We start from the raw sequence: 18,064 nt of genomic DNA, 5'->3' as shown, positions 1-18,064 counted from the left end.
TCAGATGGTTTTAAAATTGTTTTATGTAATATTTGTTTCTTACAAGTGGGAGGTTAGTGTACCTGGTGGGCACCACAGGTTTCAACCCTGATTGACGGTTTATGTGTAATACGCCGTGGTAGGTTCGATTCCTACACCTTCTCGCCACTGTAAATCTAAATTATTATATCTCATCCACAATACTAAAAAGCTTAACTTAGGTAAAGTTTTTTTTACTAAATTCTAAATTTATTACCTTCTATTATCATTTTAGATACAATTAAACATACTAAATATAAGGATAAAAAATGAAAAATAAAATAATTTTAAGTATCGTTGCTTTTGGTTTAATTACTAGTTTAAATGCTTATGAACTAAATGGAGATTTAGGGGTTAAATGGACAGGTTTTAAACTGGCTTCTAAAGTTGGAGTTTCTGGAACTTTTAATAAAATTGATTTAGATATTAAAAAATCTGAAAATTTAAGTGATTTTTTAAAAAGTGCAAAAGTTAAAATAGATGCAACTTCTCTTGAGTCAAAAAATGAGGGAAGAAATATTAATATAGTTTCAACTTTATTTTCACTAACAACTGCAAAAACAATTGAAGGACAAATTTCAAGTGTTGATGAAGTAAATAAAAACTTAGTTTTAGATGTTGTTTTAAATAATGTTACAAAAAAAGTTCCTATGAAATATGAGATTATTGAAGGTAAAATTATTGCTTCTGGAGCAATTGATATGTTAGATTTTGATATGAAAAGCTCATATCTGGCTTTTACTGAAAAATGTGGAACACTTCATGAAAATAAATCTTATTCGGATGTAAATATAGAGTTTACACTTCCCTTCAAATAAATGAAATAGCCTTTTAAAAGGCTATTTTTTAGTACAAAATTTAAGGAAAAAAATGAAAAAAATAATTTTAGGATTAATAGTTTTAATTGTAGTAGTTGGTATAATAATTTTTGTTAATAAACCTCTATCTTCAAATGACTCAAATGGTTCAAAACAAAATGTTCAAAATAATAAAGAAAAACCTAAACAGGGATTTGAAACTTTACAAGAAAAAGCTAAAAAAGGTGATTCTAAAGCTCAGAATGAATTAGGAAATATGTATGCTAATGGTTCTATTTCAGATCCTTCAAATAAAGAAGCTTTAAAATTGTTTGAACAATCAGCAAATCAAGGATATGCAGAAGCTCAATATAATCTGGGAACTATGTATCAAAATGCTATTGGAGTAGATCAAGATTTAAGAAAAGCAGTTATGTATTATAAATTAGCTGCTAATCAAGGGCATAAAGAAGCAAAAGAGAATCTTGAAATATTATGTGAACAAGATTCTACTTTATGTAAATAATTTAGTGAATAATTATAGGCGTAATTCCTCTTGGAATTACTTGCCCTATAATACTTGCATATCCAAATGATAACTCTTCTATGTCTTTTATATATTCTTTAGCATCTTCTTCTTTCATGGCTATTAACAATCCACCAGAAGTTTGAGCATCACAAAGTAGGGCTTTGCAATAAATTGATAAATTATTCATATATGTAATTTTATCTTCAACATATTTCATATTTCTTTTTGTTCCACCTGGAATTACATCATCATTTGCTAAATCAATTGCTTCATAAACTATTGGAACACTATTGCATGAAATAGAAAATGAAACTAGTTCATTTATACATTCTAAAGCATGACCCATAAGTCCAAATCCTGTAATATCTGTACAAGAACTTACATCATATTTTCTCATAATTTTTGATGGTAAGAAGTTTAAACTAGCCATTATTTTTGCACAATCTTTAATACTATCTAAAGGCAATAAATCTCTTTTTATTGCTGTTGATAAAATTCCCATTCCCAAAGGTTTTGTTAAAACTAAAACATGACCAATTCTTGGTGTATTATTTCTAATGATTTTATCTGGATGAATCATCCCTGTAACTGATAAACCATAATACATTTCAGGGGATTCAATAGTGTGACCGCCTAATAAGACTCCACCACACTCTTTTATTTTTTCATTTCCACCCTTTAAAATCAATCCTAAAGCTTCTTTTGATATATTTTTCTTATCAAAGCCTACTATATTCATAGCCGTTTTTACATCAGCACCCATTGCAAACACATCACTAAGTGCATTTGCAGCTGCTATTTGTCCATAAATATATGGATCATCAACAACTGGCGTAATAAAATCAAGTGTTTGAACAATAGCTTGTGTTTCGTTTATTTGGTAAACACTAGCATCTTCACTTGTATCAAAACCTACTAAAATTCTTTCATCATTTGGTACTAAACCGCAAATAGTTTGTTTGAGATCACCCGGACCCATTTTTGCAGCTCAACCAGCAGCTTGAACGAATTTTGTTAGTTTATATTCATTATTCATAAAACTAATCCTTGCAATATTGCAATTTTTTTTGACTTTGATTATAACAATATTTTTATTAAATTGTAGATTAGATTAAGTAAATTATTTTTTACCTTTTAAGCATCTATTTATAAATCATATATTAATATTAATAAATATTAGTTCAAGACCATAGGTTATGGTTTGACATAAAGAGAGCTTTTACTCACTTTATCTCTTAATAGAACAAAAACTATTAGAGGTTAATTCCCATGCAAAGAAGAACATTTTTAAAAGGTTCAGCAATCCTATCATCTGCTGTTTTATTAGCTCCAAATTTTGCTTTTGCAAATGAAGAAAAAAATCCATTTGGTATTACTGCAAAACCTAGAAAATTCAGTATTTTAAATAACTATTCAATTAATCCAGCAAAAGAAATAACACAATTATGGATTCCTCTTCCAAAAGATGAAAGTTATCATAAGGTTGTATCTTTCTCATATAAAGGAAATTTTACTGAAGCAAAAGTTGTAAAAAATGATTATGATACAAGAGTTTTATATGTAAAATGGGATAAATCAGATAAAAAATCTGAATTAGAAGTTTCATTTGATGTGATTATGCAAGAAAGAACTACTGATTTCTCAAAAGCTACATCAAATATGAATTATCCTGAGGATATAAAAGTTTATTTAAAAGGAACAACTCATGTTCCTGTAACTTCTGGTTTACAAGAATATGCAAAAAATATCATAAAAGGGGCAATTACACCACTTGAAAAAGCACAAGTAATTTATGACTGGACGGTTACAACTATGTACAGAGATGAGAGCGTAAAAGGTTGTGGAATTGGTGATGCTAAAAAAGCTATTGAAGAAAAAATTTATGGAGGAAAATGTACAGATACTAGTTCAGTATTTGTTTGTTTATTAAGAAATGTAGGAATTCCATCAAGGGAAATTTTTGGTATTCGTGCTGGACAATCAAAAATTTCAAATGCTTGTGGAAAAGCTGATGAAAAAGGATTTGCAAATATAACAGGCGCGCAACATTGCAGAGCTGAGTTTTATATAGATGGATTAGGTTGGGTTCCAGCAGATCCAGCTGATGTTACAAAAGTAAGACTTTCAGAAAAATTAACAAATGAAGACCAAAAAATAAAAGATGTAAAAAAATATTTCTTTGGTTCATGGGAAATGAATTGGGTTGCATTTAATAGTGCAAGAGATTTTGTTTTAACTCCAAAACCAACTCAATTTCCTCTTAATATGTTAGGTTATCCTTATGCTGAGGTTGGTGAAGATGCTTTAGATTATTATGATACTAAAGCATTTTCATATACATATTCTTCACAAGAAAGATTATGAAAAAAGAAAGATTTGTGATAATAAGTGCAGTTACAACTGCACTTTTATCAACTCTTTGCTGTTTACCAGCATTTTTATTTATTTTTTTTGGCTTTTCAAGTGGAGTTTTGACATATTTTGCAACTTTGGAATATACAAGAATTCCTCTTGTTATTTTAACAATAATACTTTTTATTTTTGCATTTAAAAGTTTGAAGAAAAAGATTTCCTGCAAATGTGAAAGAAAAGAGATTTTTAAACAATATCTATTTTTTTTCATATTTTTTATTTTGATAATGGCTTTGCTTTTTTATCCTGAATTTTTGTCACTGTTTATGGAGTAGTTTATGAAAATATTTATTATATTTGTTTTATTTATTAGTTATTGTTTTGCTTCAACTATTTCAGTTATAAAAGTAGAGGCAATGCATTGTCCTTTATGTACAACGGCTGTTAAAAAAGCTATAAAAGAGTTAGATGGAATTGAAAAAGTAAGTGTAATATTAAATACAAAAGAAGTTACAGTTACATATAATGACAAAACAAATTTAAAAGATATTTTAACTGCAATTAAAACAACTTCTTATGAGGGTGTAGAGATTTCAACTATTAAATAAAAGGTAAAAACAGTTGGACTTAGAACAAATACAAGAAAAACTAATAAATGATTTTGATTTTGATAAGACTCTAGAAATTCTTACAAAATTAGGAGAAAATTATACTAAATATGATTTAATAGAAAATGCAAAAAATCTAATTAAAATGACATACACATCAAGAGAAATGGATGATGTATTTTTTTATGCAGCTTATTTAGTTGCTTCAAGAGCTTATATTGAAGGTAAAGAAGTTCATTATAGTTTAAATTTCTCAATAGATATTCAGTCAAATGTAGAGTTTGATTTAAAAGAAAACTTTAGTCATCGAGTTGTAAGTGAAAAAGAGTTTATTTTACGAGAAGAATTATCAAATCTATTGGAGTTAAACAAAACTTATTTTGAAGATAATAAAGATGATAAATTTGTAAAATCTAATATTTTAAAAATAGAAGAAATTTTAGAAATATTAGATTAATAATTGAGATATTTTAAGAAAAAATTATAAATTTTCCAAAGCCGATTCATTAAATCTATAAGTTTTATGTTGTACTTTTGTAAGGATATTTTTTTCTGCTAAATCTTTAAAAAGTTTTATTAAAGTTGGTTTTGAGATTGAGAAATTATCCATAATATCTGTATATGAAGCTGTAAAAAGATTTTGATTATCCAGATTATTGATTATATGTTTTATAATTTCTACTTGTTTCCCATCTGATATTGCTGAGATTGTTTTTATTACATTATTGTTTTTCTGAATCTCTTTTTTTTGAACAATTGGAAGTAAAATATCGTATAAACTATTTAAAAGTTCTTTGATATTTATAGGTTTTACTATGTAGTTTTCTACTTTTAATTTTATTGCATCAAGTAAATATTGAGTATCTGTATGAGCTGTTGTAACTATTGCTGGAGTATTTATATTTTTACTTTTTATGTATTTTAAGAAATCTATTCCATTTTCATCTTTTAATAAAATATCACAAATAATCACATCTATTCTTTTGTGTAATAAAATATCCAAAGCTTCACTTGAAGTTTTTGCCGTGTAAATATTGTTTACAAAATCTTCTAAAATACTTTTTGTATGTTTTAATAAATTTTCATCATCTTCAAGATATAAAACATTGAAATTTTGTAATATAGTTAAATCGTTATTTGTCATTCTTTTATCTCACTACTTTCATTTTGTAAAGGGATTTTTATTGTAAATAATGAACAATCAAATACTTTGTCATTTTTCATCTTATGAATGATATTTTTGCAAAATATTTCACCATTCATATGTTTTTCAATTATCTGTTTTGACATATAAAGCCCAATTCCCGTTCCTGCACTTTTATATTTTGTTGTGTAATAAGGCTCAAAAATCTTTGATAAAATTTCTTGTGGAATTCCGCCACCATTATCAAGAATATTTACAACAAGATGATTTTTAAACTTATTTACAATTATTTTTATCATTCTATCATTTTTGTCAACATTAGAACATAAAGCATCTTTTGAATTAGAAATAATATTTAAAAACACATGAGATAATTCATTGTAATAACTGTTTATTTCTACATCTTTTCTAACTTTTAATTTAACTTCAATATTTTCTTGAGTTAATAAATATTTTGATAACTCAATAGATCTTTCGATACAACTTTTTATACTAAATTCTATTTTAATTTTATTTGGAGAAAAGAAATTTCTAAAATCATCAAGTGTTGTTGACATATTATTTGCTAAAAGTAGGGCATCATTTACTTTCTCATCTATAAATTCAGGGGTTAATTTTCCTAAAGACATTTTTGTTTGGAAACTTTGAATAATCATAGTAATTGAGCCCAAAGGTTGTCTCCATTGATGAGCAATATTATTTAGCATTTCACCCAAAGAGGCAAATCTAGCTTGTTGGAACATGATAATATCTTTTTTTCTATTTTGTAAAACCTCTTTTGAAATCTTTTTTTCAAGAGAATTATTTAGGTTTTGAAGTTCTTTAGTTTTTTCATTTACTTTTTGTGCTAAAGAATTATGAAGTTTTTTAAAGTTGCCAATAATAAATAAAGACAAAATTACTGAAAACAAAAATACTATAAAAATCGAAATTATTGAAAAAATCATAATAGTATTAAAAATCCTATCAGTATTTCTTTTTTCATTAATTGCAAGTGATAAATCATAATTTATCAAACTTGTTAAATATATTGAAATAGCATTTATTTCAAGATTTAAATTTACAAAATAATCATCTGGTTTTATAAGAGTTATTTTATTAATTTCGTTTTTTATTAGCTCATTTTTTTTATCAATATTTTTTATTATAGAATCTTTTAAAGGTTTATTCTCATAATAATTTTCTTCTTTTATAATAGAATCTTTTACAAATGAAGTTAAAAATTCTCTATTTTGTAACTCAATTTCTTGTTTATATAAAATCCAATTTTTATCTATTATTTCTTGGGCTAATTGCAAAACTTCAATAGTTTGCGCATAATTAATCTGTTTTTTCTCGAAATCAAATAAAGTATCTTGAATATTTACTTTATAAGAATCTTTTACTTGTTCAAGTTGCATTAAACTTTTTGTTCTTTTATCAAATAAAGTATCAAAATCTTGTTTCATTGTAAAAATAGAAATTTGAGATAAAATAATTATACAAATCATTCCACCTGCGATTATAAAAACTAAAAAAGCTGTTTTATAGTTGAAATTTAAACTATCAAAATATAAAATTAATTTTCTTAATATATCTCTCATCTTTTAATCTCTACAAATTCATTGTTTTTGTACTCAAATAGAAAAGTTTTATTTAGAAGTTGTGAATTTTTATACTCTAACGGAATTCCTTCTAATAAATGTTCAGGTGTAGTTTTTAAAGTTGAAATAAGTTTTTCTCTTGTTATTTTTCCCTCTATTCTTGAAAGTGCGTTTACCAAAATTTTTGAAGATAAAAATGCTTCAAAAGATAAAAATCCAAAAGGTTCATCTGGAAAATATTTTCGCATAATAGTTTGATACTCTTTAACCGCTTTTATATTTAAATCAGAATAACTAGGAACTACTTGAGAAAAGATTATGTTTTGTGTTGTTGCATTTAGGTTTTTTAGCTCTTTTACCATTGAATTTGCATCACCAAAAGAGATATTACAAAATATTACATCTTTTAAATTCTCATTGTCTTTTGCTTTTTTTATAAATAAAGAGTTTGTTTTATAAGCACCAATCATAAAAATAACTTCAGGTTTTGCATCTTTTATTTCATTAAAAGCATGATTTATAGACAAAGTATTTCTTTTATAAGAACCCTCCGCTACTAATTTTAGATTTCTTTCTTTTAATAAATTTATTAAAGAGATGTAACCTTCTTCTCCATAATCATCATTTTGATAAAAAACAGCAATTTTATTTAGCTTTTTTTCTTCATTTAAATAGTTAATCAAAGTATCTATTTCTTGTTCATAAGAACCTCTAAAATTTATAAATTTTTGATTTTTATTGTTTCTTAAAAATGAAGCTCCTGAAAATGCAGAAAAAAACGGAACATTTTCATCATATAAAATAGGTAAAACTCTTTTTATTGTAGGAGTTCCAACAAAACCAAAAAGAGCAAATACTTTATTTTTAAAAAGTAATTTTTTTGTATTTTCAAGGGTTAGTTCAGGTTCATATTTATCATCATAAACTAAAAATTCTATTTTTCTATTTTTTATAAGATTATTTTCATTTGTATAATTGAAGTAAGCATTCACACCTTTTGATACAGATTCACCCCAAGATTTGATAATTCCTGTATTTGGTAAAGATGCTCCCACAACTATAGTTTTTTCTTCAAAAACTTCATCTTTAAAGTAGGTGTAAAAAATAATGAAAATAAGTATAAATATAAGTGATTTTTTTAACATAAAGAAGTGTACAAAAAAATTACAAAAAATACTTTTAAAAAGTAACACGATATAGTCAAATGGTAAAAAATATTTTAACTTTTAAGGTTCATTTAATTTTTAAACTTATAAAATAAAGTAAAATATTCTTTACCAAAAGGGCATAGTTTATGCAAGATTTTATTTATTATAATGCTTCAGGGCTAGATTTTCCCGTTAGTGAGCAAATATTTGTAACAACAAATATTGAAGATACTAAAAATAAGAATTTTTTGATTTCTAATACAACTGAAATCCCTAGTGAATTAACTGCACAAGAAATAGATTTTTATATTAAAAATTCACAAGATAACCTATCAAATAAAATTAAAAATGTTTCAAAACTTTATGAAATAGCTGCTACAAAATATGATTTAGCACTTGATATTCCTTTTTCAGCAGAAATTTCAAATAATGTTTTATTAATCACTCAAAATCAAGAACAATATGACAAATTTATATCAAATATAGAAGCAAAAGATTTTGAACTATTTTCAATAAATGAAGATATTATAAAATCAATTTCTGGGAATATCGGAGATTTACAAGTTATTGTAACTGATGAAAATGAAGATATTACTTTAAATGTTTCTCAAATAGTTTGGTTTGATGTAAAACAAACAGGAAAAGAAAGAAGTGGTGTTTTTGATACAAACTTATTAAATGTTGAAGATATTATCAAAGAATTAAAAGAAAATATCAATTCATATTCATATAAAAAATTCACAACTTATGATGCAGCTATTTGTCAATACAATGAAAGAAGAGTTGAAATTTGTAGTAAATGTGAAGAAGTTTGTCCAACAGTTGCAATTACAAAAGATGATAAAACTAAAACTTTAACTTTTTCTCAAATCGACTGTGATGGCTGTGGTGGCTGTGTTTCTGTTTGCCCAAGTGGAGCGCTTGATTATGCTCCAACAAATAGAGATTCTATTTTTGAAATGAGTAAATTTTATAAAGAAACTCATCCTTTGATAGTTCCTTCTAAAATGAATATGCAAAATTTGATGTTAAATTTAAAAGAAAATGTTTTACCTTTTGCAATTGAGGGTGAAAAGTTTTTAAGTGAAGTCTCTTTTTTAACACTACTTCAAATGTCAGGTTCTCAAGTAGTTTTTTATAGTGATGTTTTATCTAAAGGAACAAAAGAATCAATTAGAATTGTAAATGATATTTATCAAAGAAAATACCAAAAAGACGCAATTTTAGTAGCAATGGATAAAGAAGAATTAGAAGATGCACTAAATGAAGTATGTTTTATAGAAGATTCTTATTTTAACTTCAACCAAAATGACCTTAAAAAAAGAGAAGCTTTTTCTCAAAGATTACAAAAAATCGTGGGAACAGAAGATTTAGGTGTAGTTAAAACAGGTGAACATATTCATTATGGAAGAGTTTTAGTAAATGAAGCAAATTGTACTTTATGTTTAGCCTGTGTTGGAGCATGCAATGTTGATGCATTATTTGCAAATGAAAGTGACTTTACTCTTCGAGTTAATCCATCTTTATGTACAGCCTGTGGTTATTGTGAAGTTTCATGTCCAGAAGCTGATTGTTTAACAATTGTAAGAGATGAAATCGAGTTACAACCAACATGGTTTAAAGAAAATATTTTAGCAAAAGATACACTTTTTGCCTGTGTTGAGTGTGGTAAAGAGTTTGCCACAACAAAATCTATTGAAAAAATAGCAAATATGATGGGCTCAATTTTTGCCCTTTCAAGTGAAACTAAAAAAAGAACACTTTATTGCTGTGAAGATTGTAAACCAAAAATTATGATAAAACAAGGATTATTAGATGCATAATGTTGAAATAGACAAAGCAAGAGGTTTTTTATACAACATTTTATCTCTTTTATTTGTAGAAGAGAATGTAAAAAATAATACTGCAAAAATTATTGAATGTTTGGAAATTTTGTCAAATAATGCTTTTGATGATGAAGTTGCAATTGCTTCAAATGATATTTTAGAGTATCTAAAACAAAATGGTAATGAAAAATTGTATGTTGATTATCAAGATTTGTTTATTGTGCCTTTTGGAGAGTTCATTCATTTGAGTGCTTCTTGGTATCATGAACAAAGAGAAGGTGGTTATATGCAAATAAAAGTTAGAGATATTCTAGCTAAAACAAAAATTAGAAAAGATGAAAAATCTTTTAGCGCACCTGAGGATCATTATGGATTTATTTTTACTTTAAGTTCATATTTAATTGAACAACAAATTAATAATGAAATAAAAGAAGACTTACAAAAAGAGCTATTTAAAGAAGTGATAAATCCTTATTGTGAAGAATTATTTTATAAATTAATATCAAGTTCAAGTGTTGTTTATTCAAAAGTTGGATTAATTCTTGGAAATATTTGTAATCTTGAAAGAGCGTATTTAGAAGTTGCTAAACCTAAAAAATAGGCTTTAGAAATTAGAAAAAGGTCGCTCTAAAAACTCAATAGAGTTTTTAGAGGGGCTTTTTACCCAAATCTAAATAAGGAGTTATCATGGCTGATGAGTTAAGAAGAGACTTTATCAAAAGAGCCGGAATAGCAGCTACTGTTATTGCTGGTTCTGTCGTTGCAACAGCTGCAACAACACAAAGCCAATCTAGAGGTGCTGGAAATGACACAGGTAGTGGTGTTGTAACTGGTAGATCTAAGAAAAAAGAGATACTTTATAAAAAAACTGCCGCGTGGAATGAATTTTACGGCGCTGCAAAATAATAAAATAAAAGGAGGATAAAATGGAAATGCTTAAAAGCTTTGGAAGAAGAAGTTTCTTAAAAGTAGCTTCACTTGCAACTGCTGTAACAGCAACATCTGCCTTTGCCTCGACAGAAAAAGTTTTAAGAGATGCGACACAAGAAGAGATTAAAAATCCTTTTCCTGGTTCAAAATTAATTAAAACAATCTGTTCGCATTGTTCAGTTGGTTGTGGAGTTATTGCAGAAGTTTATAATGGTGTATGGGTGAGACAAGAAGTTGCTCAAGACCATCCTATAAGTCACGGTGGACATTGTTGTAAAGGTGCTGATATGATTGATAAAATCAGAGCAACTAACAGATTACAATATCCAATCGAAAAAGTAGCTGGAAAATGGAATAGAATTTCTTGGGATGATGCTATGAGTAAAGTTACTGATAAGTTATTAGCTCTTAGAGAAAAATACGGTCCTGATTCAGTACAATTTTTGGGTTCTGCAAAAGTAAGTAATGAGCAAGCTTATTACATTAGAAAATTTGCAGCTATGTTTGGAACAAACAACATAGATCACCAAGCTAGAATTTGACATAGTCCAACAGTTGCCGGTGTGGCAAATACATGGGGTTATGGAGCTATGACAAATCATCTAGGTGACATGCAAAACTCGAAAGCAATTATAATTATGGGATCAAACCCAGCGTCAAACCATCCAATTGCAATGCAGCATATATTAAAAGCTAAAGAGCAAAATGGTGCAAAAATTATAGTTGTAGATCCAAGATTTACAAAAACAGCTGCAAAAGCTGATATTTATTGCCGAATTAGACCAGGAACTGATATTGCATTTTTATATGGAATGATTAGACTAATTCGTGAAAATAAATGGTACGATGAATCATTTATTAAAGATAGAGTTTATGGAATGGACGATATATTTAAAGAGTGTGAGGAGTATACTCCTGAGCATGTTGAAGATATAACGGGATGTTCAAAAGAGCTATTAATTCAAGCAGCAACTGTGTTTGCAGAAGCAGATCCAGGTGCATTAATTTGGAATCAAGGTTGGACACAACATACAGTTGGTTCATCAAATACAAGACTTGGTTCAATTATGCAGTTAACTTTAGGAAATTTAGGGAAACCAGGTGGTGGATGTAATATTCTAAGAGGTCATGATAATGTTCAAGGTTCAACAGATATGGGATGTCTTGCTGATACTTTGCCAGGATATTATGGTTTAGCTGATGGTTCTTGGAAATATTTTGCAAAACAATGGAAAGTTGATTTTGATTGGTTAAAAGCAAGATTTAAAACTCCTGAAATGATGCAAAAAACAGGTAATAGTTTATCTTTATGGATTCATAGTGTACTAGAAGAATCAAATACTAAACATAATGCTGATGCTCCTTTAAAAGCATTAATTTGTATTGGAAATGGTATTTCAACAGTAACGCAAACACATAAAACAAAAGAAGCTTTAGATAAATTAGAATTAGTTGTATTTATTGATCCTTATGTAAATGATGCGGCTGTAATTACTACAAGAAATGACAATATGTTCTTATTACCAGCTGCTTCTCAAGTAGAAACTTCTGGAACAGTTGTAAATACTTCAAGATCAGCTCAATGGAGAACAAAAGTTGTTGAGCCATTATATGAAGCAAGAGCTGACCATGAAATTTTATTTGACTTTGCAAAAAGAATGGGATTCTATAATGAATTTGTTGCAGGTATGGGAAAAGGTGATAAATTCACTTGGCCAGAAGATGCTACAGATGAGATTGCAAGAGCTTTAAAAAGTATTGGAATGCAAGGTAGAACAGCTGAGAGAATTAAAAGACATACTGAAAATTGGCATTTATTTAATTCAACTTCTTTAAAAGGAAGAGGAGTTACTGAAAAAGAATATTATGGATTACCATGGCCTTGTTGGAGTGAATCACATCCTGGAAGCCCTGTTTTATATAATATTAATTTACCAGTATCTCAAGGTGGTATGGGATTCAGAACTAGATTTGGAACAGAGAGAAATGGTGTTAGTTTACTATCAGCAGAAGGAAGTGCGCCAAAAGGAAGTAGAATCAAAGGCGGTTATGATGAAATTACTGCTAAAAATATTGAAGAATTAGCAGGAATTACATTAAGTGAAGATGAGAAAAAATTACTTGATGGTAAAAACTGGAAAAATGATGACAGTGGACTTTTAGTTAAATATGCACTTGCTGCTGGACTTGCTCCTTATGGAAACGCAAGAGCTAGAACAAATGTGTGGGAATTCGTAGATCCCATTCCAAAACATAGAGAACCGTTACATTCATTCAGACCTGATTTAATTGCAAAATATCCTGCAATCAAAGATAAAGTTAATTTCTTTAGAGTTGATGTTAGATACGAAAGTGAGCAAAATGCTCAAGATTGGACAAAAGATTATCCAATCAATATTGTTTCAGGAAGAATCGTTGAACATATGGGAACAGGAACAGAAACTAGAGCATCAAAATATCTAGCTGAACTTTCAGGTGAAATGTATGGAGAATTACATCCAACATTAGCTGGAAAATTAGGGCTTAAAGATGATGAAATGATGTGGGTTTATGGAACTGGTGGTGGAAAAATCAAAATTAAATGTAAATATAGTTTAAGAGTAGATGAACATTCTGTATTCTTACCTCAAAACTTCTCAGGAATTTGGAGTGGAGAGCATTTAGGACATAGATACCCAGCTGGAACTCAACCTTATGGATTTGGTGAAAACTCAAATCAAGTTACAAGTTACGGTTACGATCAACAAACTTCTTGCCCAGAGACTAAATGTTCTTTGGTTAGAATTGAAAGAGCATAGGAGATTATCATGAGTCAAAATACTGTAGATTATTCAAGAATGAAATTTTATTGTGATGAGAACCTTTGTATTGATTGTAACGGTTGTGTTGTAGCTTGTAAAGAAGCTCACGAAGTTCCAGTTGGAGTTAATAGAAGAAAAGTAATCACAGTAAACGAAGGAATAGTTGGAAAAGAAATTTCTATTTCTATGGCTTGTATGCATTGTAGTGATGCACCTTGCCAACAAGTTTGCCCAACTGATTGTTTTTATATTAGAACAGATGGTATTGTTTTACATGATAAAGATAAATGTATTGGTTGTGGATATTGTTTATTTGCGTGTCCTTTTGGTGCCCCACAATTTCCAAAAAATGGCGCATTTGGTACAAAAGGTAAAATGGACAAATGTACTATGTGTGCTGGTGGTCCTGAAGAAACAAATTCTCATGAAGAGTTTCATAAATATGGGCAAAATAGAATTAGTGAAGGTAAAGTACCAATGTGTGCGTCAATGTGTTCAACTAAAGCTTTACTTGTTGGTGATGCCAATGAGGTTGCTTTAATTAAAACATATAGAGCGACATCACAAAGTAAAGGTATTGCAACTGAATCTTATGGATGGTAGGAATTAATTATGGAAAATAGCTCATTTTTTCAAAAAAATAAAGCGTATATACTTACACTTGTTGGGCTAGGATTAGTAGGATTTGTATTTGTTAAATTTTTTATGATTATGGATTGGGAGTACTTATTTAAGTACACAATCCATGCAATTACAACTGGAAAATTAGACGGAGTTTTAATTCCGGCTGATACCAATTATAAAGCTATGGTAAATGCGGCTTTTGGACCAAATTATGAAGCAATTGCACCTGAAATTATAAGAGCTAGTAATGAAAGACAACTATATATTTGGTGGGTTTTTGTTGCTGAAATTGTAATTTTTTGTGTAATGTATACATTTAATGGTAGACAAGAAGCTGTTATTACAAGACCAAATGATCAAGTGGAAGTATTTTCACTATTTCATAGAGCTGTAATTTGGTTAAATGTAATTATTATAATTGCTTTAATAATTACTGGATTTAACATAACATGGAGTTTAAGAAGTGAAGGTGGATTTATCCCTTTTATTCTTAGAGGAACACATGAATTTACAGGTTTACTTTGGTTTCCTATTTGGTTACTAATGACAATTATTGCCTTTAAAGATATTAAACTATTATCAAAAAATAGTTTGTTAAGAAAGATAATTTTGCCAGGAAAATATAAACCTATGAAAAGAGTTATTTTTATAGTGTTTGTTTTAATGGGTGCTGGATTATTAACAAGTGGATTTATTATTTGGTTTTTACATCCAGATGCATTTACAAATGCTCATGTTATTCAATTTAAAAGAGCATTACTTTATGTACATTTTGGTTCTAGTGTATTAATTATGTTTTTCTTAATGGATTTCGTTTATTCAACATTAGTTGCAGTAAAAGGAAATTTAAAAGGATTACTAACAGGTAAATATCCAAGAGAACATTTGGAACAATTAGCTCCTGATGTTTTAGCAGATATTGAAAATAAAAAAGGAAAAATGGCATGACAAGCCCTGTGAGAAGTGAAAACTTCTCCCTTTTTCAAGATAGTTTAGATGATTATACAAAAGAAATAATTATCGAAAAGTTCTATGAAAATGGGATAGAAGCAGTTGAAGATTATGTTATTAAAGAAGATAAAATTGAATTTTTCTTAAATGGAAAAAGATTTTTATCAGTTATGAGTATAGCCCAACATCAAGATGCACATCTTGTGGGATTTTTATTAAGTGAAGCTGTAATAAATAATTTTAGTGATATTGAATCAATAATTATTAGTGAAGATGGATTAAAAGTAGAAGTTATTGCAAATGTTAGTGATGAAGGATATGAAAATCTTTTTAAGGAAAAAACATTAACATCAGGATGCTGTATTGGAGTTACTGGAAATGCAGAAAAAGTTTTTGATTGTGCATTTATAAATACAGATTATAAAGTAAAAGCAAAAGATATTTTAGCAAATATGAAGTTATTTAATAACTCATCAAAACTTTTTGATAACACAGGATGTGTTCATAAAGCAGAATTAGTTTTAGAAGATGGTACAATTTTCATCGCTGAAGATATTGGAAGACACAATGCAATTGATAAAGTTATTGGACTTGCAAGTATGAATAAAAAAGATGTTAAAAAATCTGTTTTATATGCAACTGGAAGATTATCTATGGAAATGGTTGTAAAATGTGTAATGCATAAAATACCAATAGTTGTTTCAAAAGCAGCAGTTACTTTTCAAGGTATTAAATCAGCAAACGAACATGGAGTTACACTTGTAGGATTCGCAAGAGGTAATAAAATGAATGTATATACTCACTCAGGAAGAATAAATGTCTAGTATAGATGATAATAGTAGTATTGAATTGGATAATATTCAAAAAGAACTTTTGATGACAAACTTAGATGAAGAGGGGAAACTATCTTGTCTAAAAGCATTTAAAGTTGCAAGATTAATTGGTAAAGAACCAAAAGAAATGAGTTCAATTACTAAAAGTTTAGGTATTAAAATCACAAATTGTGAACTTGGAGTTTTTGGAAAATTAAAGTTTCAAGACCCTAATATTCAAGTTTATAATAAATTAAAACAAAATTATATGGGACATAAAACTTTAGAATGTAAAGTATTATGGGATGAAGCTGTAAATTCTACACTAAAAACAGTAGGTTCTACTGTAAAAAATTCTGATATTGAAGTTACCCATTGTCAACTTGGATGCTTTCGAGAAAAGAAAAATAAAAAGAATGATTAAACTAAATTATCTGCAATACTCAAAACTAAAAAATATAGAAATATCAAATGATTTTTCATTAAGTGCATTAATTCCAAATGATAAATTTGAAGCTTTAAATATAGAATATAAAAACCTATTTGGGTTTAATAAACTAAAAACAACTGCCTTTTCAAAAGAGGGATTTTTAGGACTTTTTTTAGAATTAAAAGGAAAAATTGCAATAAGTTATGGAGAATGTGAAGCACTAATTGAAGCTGGATTATTTTATGAAACTTTAGGTTTTGAAATAACTTGGATAAATTTAAATAAAGATGGAAAAGTAAATTTAAAGAAAATAGAAAATGAAAATATAGATTTTCTTTTTTTATCTTCTTATGTTATGGATACTTTCGTAAAAACTTCTATAAAAGAGATAAAAAAGCTAACCAATGCAAAAATAATTTCAAATGCAAGTGCTAATTTTGATAAAAATAGTGATGCTGTTTATTTTGATAATTATAAATTAACAGGTTTTAATCTTTCATGTGTTTTATTATTTAATGATGATATTTTTTCTTTGTTATCTATTGGACAAATAGATAGTTTAGCTGTAAAACTTTGTTTAGATGCTCTTAAAAATCAAAAATTTAACTATAAATTAAAAACAATTTTTTTAGAAAAATTAAAAGAAAAATTAAAAGAAGATATTTACTTTTTTGTAAACCCAAATGATACTTTGGAATACTCTTTACATTTTGGATTAAAAGGTATAAAAGCTAGAGAACTCATACGAACATTGGCCTTAAATGAAATATTTATTACAAATGGAGAGGGTTGTTCTTTGGGGCTTTCAAAACCATCAAGAATTATTCAAGTTATGGGATATGATGAGCTTACAAGCAGAAATTCTATAAGTTTTTCTTTTGTTGATGAGTTAAATGAAAAAGAGATAGAAAAAGTTGTAAATACTGTTTATTTAAAATATAAACAGATTAAAAGCTTAGGAAATTAAAAACTAATCCTTTTCAATATTTGAGAAAAAATAAGCAATTTGTTCTAATTGTTCATCCGTATAATCTTTTACATGTTCTTTCATCATAGTTCCAGTTTTTTTACCATTTTTATAATTCAATAGTATTTCATATAAACTATCTTTAGGCATACCTGCAAGTACAGGTGCAACTGATTGTGTTTCTTCGTTAATTCCATGACATGAAGTACATGAAACAGCTAACATTTCAGCTTCAATCTCATCATATTCTACAGCGTAAGAGAAGTTATATATACATAATAAAATTAATGCTATCTTTTTCATTTTTTCTCCAATGTTAACTTTGATTTTATAAATTCTTCCAATTATCAAGTAAATTAAAAAGTGCTTTATTTGCATCTTTTATATATTTGATATTTTCTTTAATAGTTATTATATCTTGAATAAATGGTGAATCAAATGATAAATAATTAGAATCAGCTTTTAAAATAGATTTTACAGATTCTTCGTTTGCTATAAGTTAAGTTCCCAAACAAATACCAAAAACTTTTTTACCATTTTTTTA

General features: G+C 27.6%; 20 protein-coding genes. 15 read left to right on the top strand and 5 right to left on the bottom strand.

Going from position 1 to position 18,064, the window contains the following annotated elements:
* Positions 1-287 precede the first annotated feature (287 nt).
* Together B0174_RS00500 and B0174_RS00495 are read left to right on the top strand one after the other, a co-directional pair.
* Positions 288-836 (top strand): YceI family protein, encoded by a 549-nt coding sequence (locus tag B0174_RS00500; RefSeq protein WP_108557678.1) that lies wholly within the window; start codon positions 288-290, stop codon positions 834-836.
* A gap of 52 nt (positions 837-888) precedes the next feature.
* Complete coding sequence (locus tag B0174_RS00495; RefSeq protein WP_108557677.1) at positions 889-1,341, top strand: tetratricopeptide repeat protein; 453 nt, start codon at positions 889-891, stop codon at positions 1,339-1,341.
* A 1-nt stretch (position 1,342) separates the two neighbouring features.
* Here the strand turns inward: B0174_RS00495 and selD are convergent, their stop codons facing one another.
* Positions 1,343-2,380, bottom strand: coding sequence for a selenide, water dikinase SelD (gene selD / locus B0174_RS00490; RefSeq protein WP_205663478.1), 1,038 nt, complete (start codon positions 2,378-2,380; stop codon positions 1,343-1,345).
* Positions 2,381-2,613: 233 nt separating this feature from the next.
* Here selD and B0174_RS00485 point away from each other — a divergent pair, with 233 nt between their 5' ends.
* From B0174_RS00485 to B0174_RS00470, 4 genes are read left to right on the top strand one after another with little or no spacing between them, the layout of a single operon-like run.
* The gene (locus B0174_RS00485) at positions 2,614-3,708 is read left to right on the top strand and encodes a transglutaminase-like domain-containing protein (protein WP_108557675.1); all 1,095 of its coding nucleotides are present in this window, start codon (positions 2,614-2,616) and stop codon (positions 3,706-3,708) included.
* On the top strand, positions 3,705-4,031 hold the full coding sequence (locus tag B0174_RS00480; protein ID WP_108557674.1) for a transporter: 327 nt from the start codon (positions 3,705-3,707) through the stop codon (positions 4,029-4,031). Before B0174_RS00485 ends, B0174_RS00480 begins: the two co-directional genes overlap by 4 nt.
* Positions 4,032-4,034: 3 nt before the next feature.
* Positions 4,035-4,304, top strand: coding sequence for a heavy-metal-associated domain-containing protein (locus B0174_RS00475; RefSeq protein WP_108557673.1), 270 nt, complete (start codon positions 4,035-4,037; stop codon positions 4,302-4,304).
* Positions 4,305-4,317: 13 nt separating this feature from the next.
* Positions 4,318-4,761, top strand: a complete 444-nt coding sequence (locus B0174_RS00470; RefSeq protein ID WP_108557672.1) for a hypothetical protein — start codon at positions 4,318-4,320, stop codon at positions 4,759-4,761.
* Positions 4,762-4,785: 24 nt separating this feature from the next.
* On the opposite strand, the gene B0174_RS00465 is transcribed toward B0174_RS00470, so the two are convergent.
* From B0174_RS00465 to B0174_RS00455, 3 genes are read right to left on the bottom strand one after another with little or no spacing between them, the layout of a single operon-like run.
* Positions 4,786-5,448, bottom strand: a complete 663-nt coding sequence (locus B0174_RS00465; protein WP_108557671.1) for a response regulator — start codon at positions 5,446-5,448, stop codon at positions 4,786-4,788.
* The gene (locus B0174_RS00460; protein WP_108557670.1) at positions 5,445-7,031 is read right to left on the bottom strand and encodes a sensor histidine kinase; all 1,587 of its coding nucleotides are present in this window, start codon (positions 7,029-7,031) and stop codon (positions 5,445-5,447) included. The genes B0174_RS00465 and B0174_RS00460 overlap by 4 nt, the downstream gene beginning before the upstream one ends.
* Positions 7,028-8,176, bottom strand: coding sequence for an ABC transporter substrate-binding protein (locus B0174_RS00455; protein WP_108557669.1), 1,149 nt, complete (start codon positions 8,174-8,176; stop codon positions 7,028-7,030). The genes B0174_RS00460 and B0174_RS00455 overlap by 4 nt, the downstream gene beginning before the upstream one ends.
* A gap of 149 nt (positions 8,177-8,325) precedes the next feature.
* Between B0174_RS00455 and B0174_RS00450 the strand changes: the two genes are divergently transcribed.
* The 9 genes from B0174_RS00450 to B0174_RS00410 all read left to right on the top strand — a co-directional run bounded on the left by B0174_RS00450 (position 8,326) and on the right by B0174_RS00410 (position 17,520).
* Complete coding sequence (locus tag B0174_RS00450) at positions 8,326-10,002, top strand: 4Fe-4S binding protein (protein WP_108557668.1); 1,677 nt, start codon at positions 8,326-8,328, stop codon at positions 10,000-10,002.
* Complete coding sequence (locus B0174_RS00445; protein WP_108557667.1) at positions 9,995-10,606, top strand: molecular chaperone TorD family protein; 612 nt, start codon at positions 9,995-9,997, stop codon at positions 10,604-10,606. The genes B0174_RS00450 and B0174_RS00445 overlap by 8 nt, the downstream gene beginning before the upstream one ends.
* Before the next feature lie 86 nt (positions 10,607-10,692).
* Entirely contained in the window at positions 10,693-10,911 is a 219-nt protein-coding gene (locus B0174_RS00440; RefSeq protein WP_108557666.1) for a twin-arginine translocation signal domain-containing protein, read from the top strand.
* A 20-nt stretch (positions 10,912-10,931) separates the two neighbouring features.
* Entirely contained in the window at positions 10,932-13,733 is a 2,802-nt protein-coding gene (locus tag B0174_RS00435; RefSeq protein ID WP_108557665.1) for a molybdopterin-dependent oxidoreductase, read from the top strand.
* Between the two features lie 9 nt (positions 13,734-13,742).
* Positions 13,743-14,339 (top strand): formate dehydrogenase FDH3 subunit beta, encoded by a 597-nt coding sequence (gene fdh3B, locus B0174_RS00430; protein WP_108557664.1) that lies wholly within the window; start codon positions 13,743-13,745, stop codon positions 14,337-14,339.
* 9 nt (positions 14,340-14,348) lie between these two features.
* Positions 14,349-15,308, top strand: a complete 960-nt coding sequence (locus B0174_RS00425; protein ID WP_108557663.1) for a cytochrome b/b6 domain-containing protein — start codon at positions 14,349-14,351, stop codon at positions 15,306-15,308.
* Positions 15,305-16,135, top strand: a complete 831-nt coding sequence (gene fdhD / locus B0174_RS00420; protein WP_108557662.1) for a formate dehydrogenase accessory sulfurtransferase FdhD — start codon at positions 15,305-15,307, stop codon at positions 16,133-16,135. The genes B0174_RS00425 and fdhD overlap by 4 nt, the downstream gene beginning before the upstream one ends.
* Positions 16,128-16,547 carry a ModE family transcriptional regulator gene (locus tag B0174_RS00415; protein ID WP_108557661.1) on the top strand — a complete coding sequence of 140 codons (420 nt, stop codon included), beginning with the start codon at positions 16,128-16,130 and terminating at the stop codon, positions 16,545-16,547. Before fdhD ends, B0174_RS00415 begins: the two co-directional genes overlap by 8 nt.
* Positions 16,540-17,520, top strand: coding sequence for a cysteine desulfurase (locus B0174_RS00410; protein ID WP_108557660.1), 981 nt, complete (start codon positions 16,540-16,542; stop codon positions 17,518-17,520). The genes B0174_RS00415 and B0174_RS00410 overlap by 8 nt, the downstream gene beginning before the upstream one ends.
* 3 nt (positions 17,521-17,523) lie before the next feature.
* Here the strand turns inward: B0174_RS00410 and B0174_RS00405 are convergent, their stop codons facing one another.
* On the bottom strand, positions 17,524-17,823 hold the full coding sequence (locus tag B0174_RS00405; protein WP_133174780.1) for a c-type cytochrome: 300 nt from the start codon (positions 17,821-17,823) through the stop codon (positions 17,524-17,526).
* Positions 17,824-18,064 lie beyond the last annotated feature (241 nt).

Source organism: Arcobacter caeni, from assembly GCF_003063245.1.
Taxonomy (GTDB): domain Bacteria; phylum Campylobacterota; class Campylobacteria; order Campylobacterales; family Arcobacteraceae; genus Aliarcobacter; species Aliarcobacter caeni.
The sequence above is the reverse complement of the archived record's forward strand: the minus strand, read 5'-3'. Positions and strand labels throughout refer to the sequence as shown.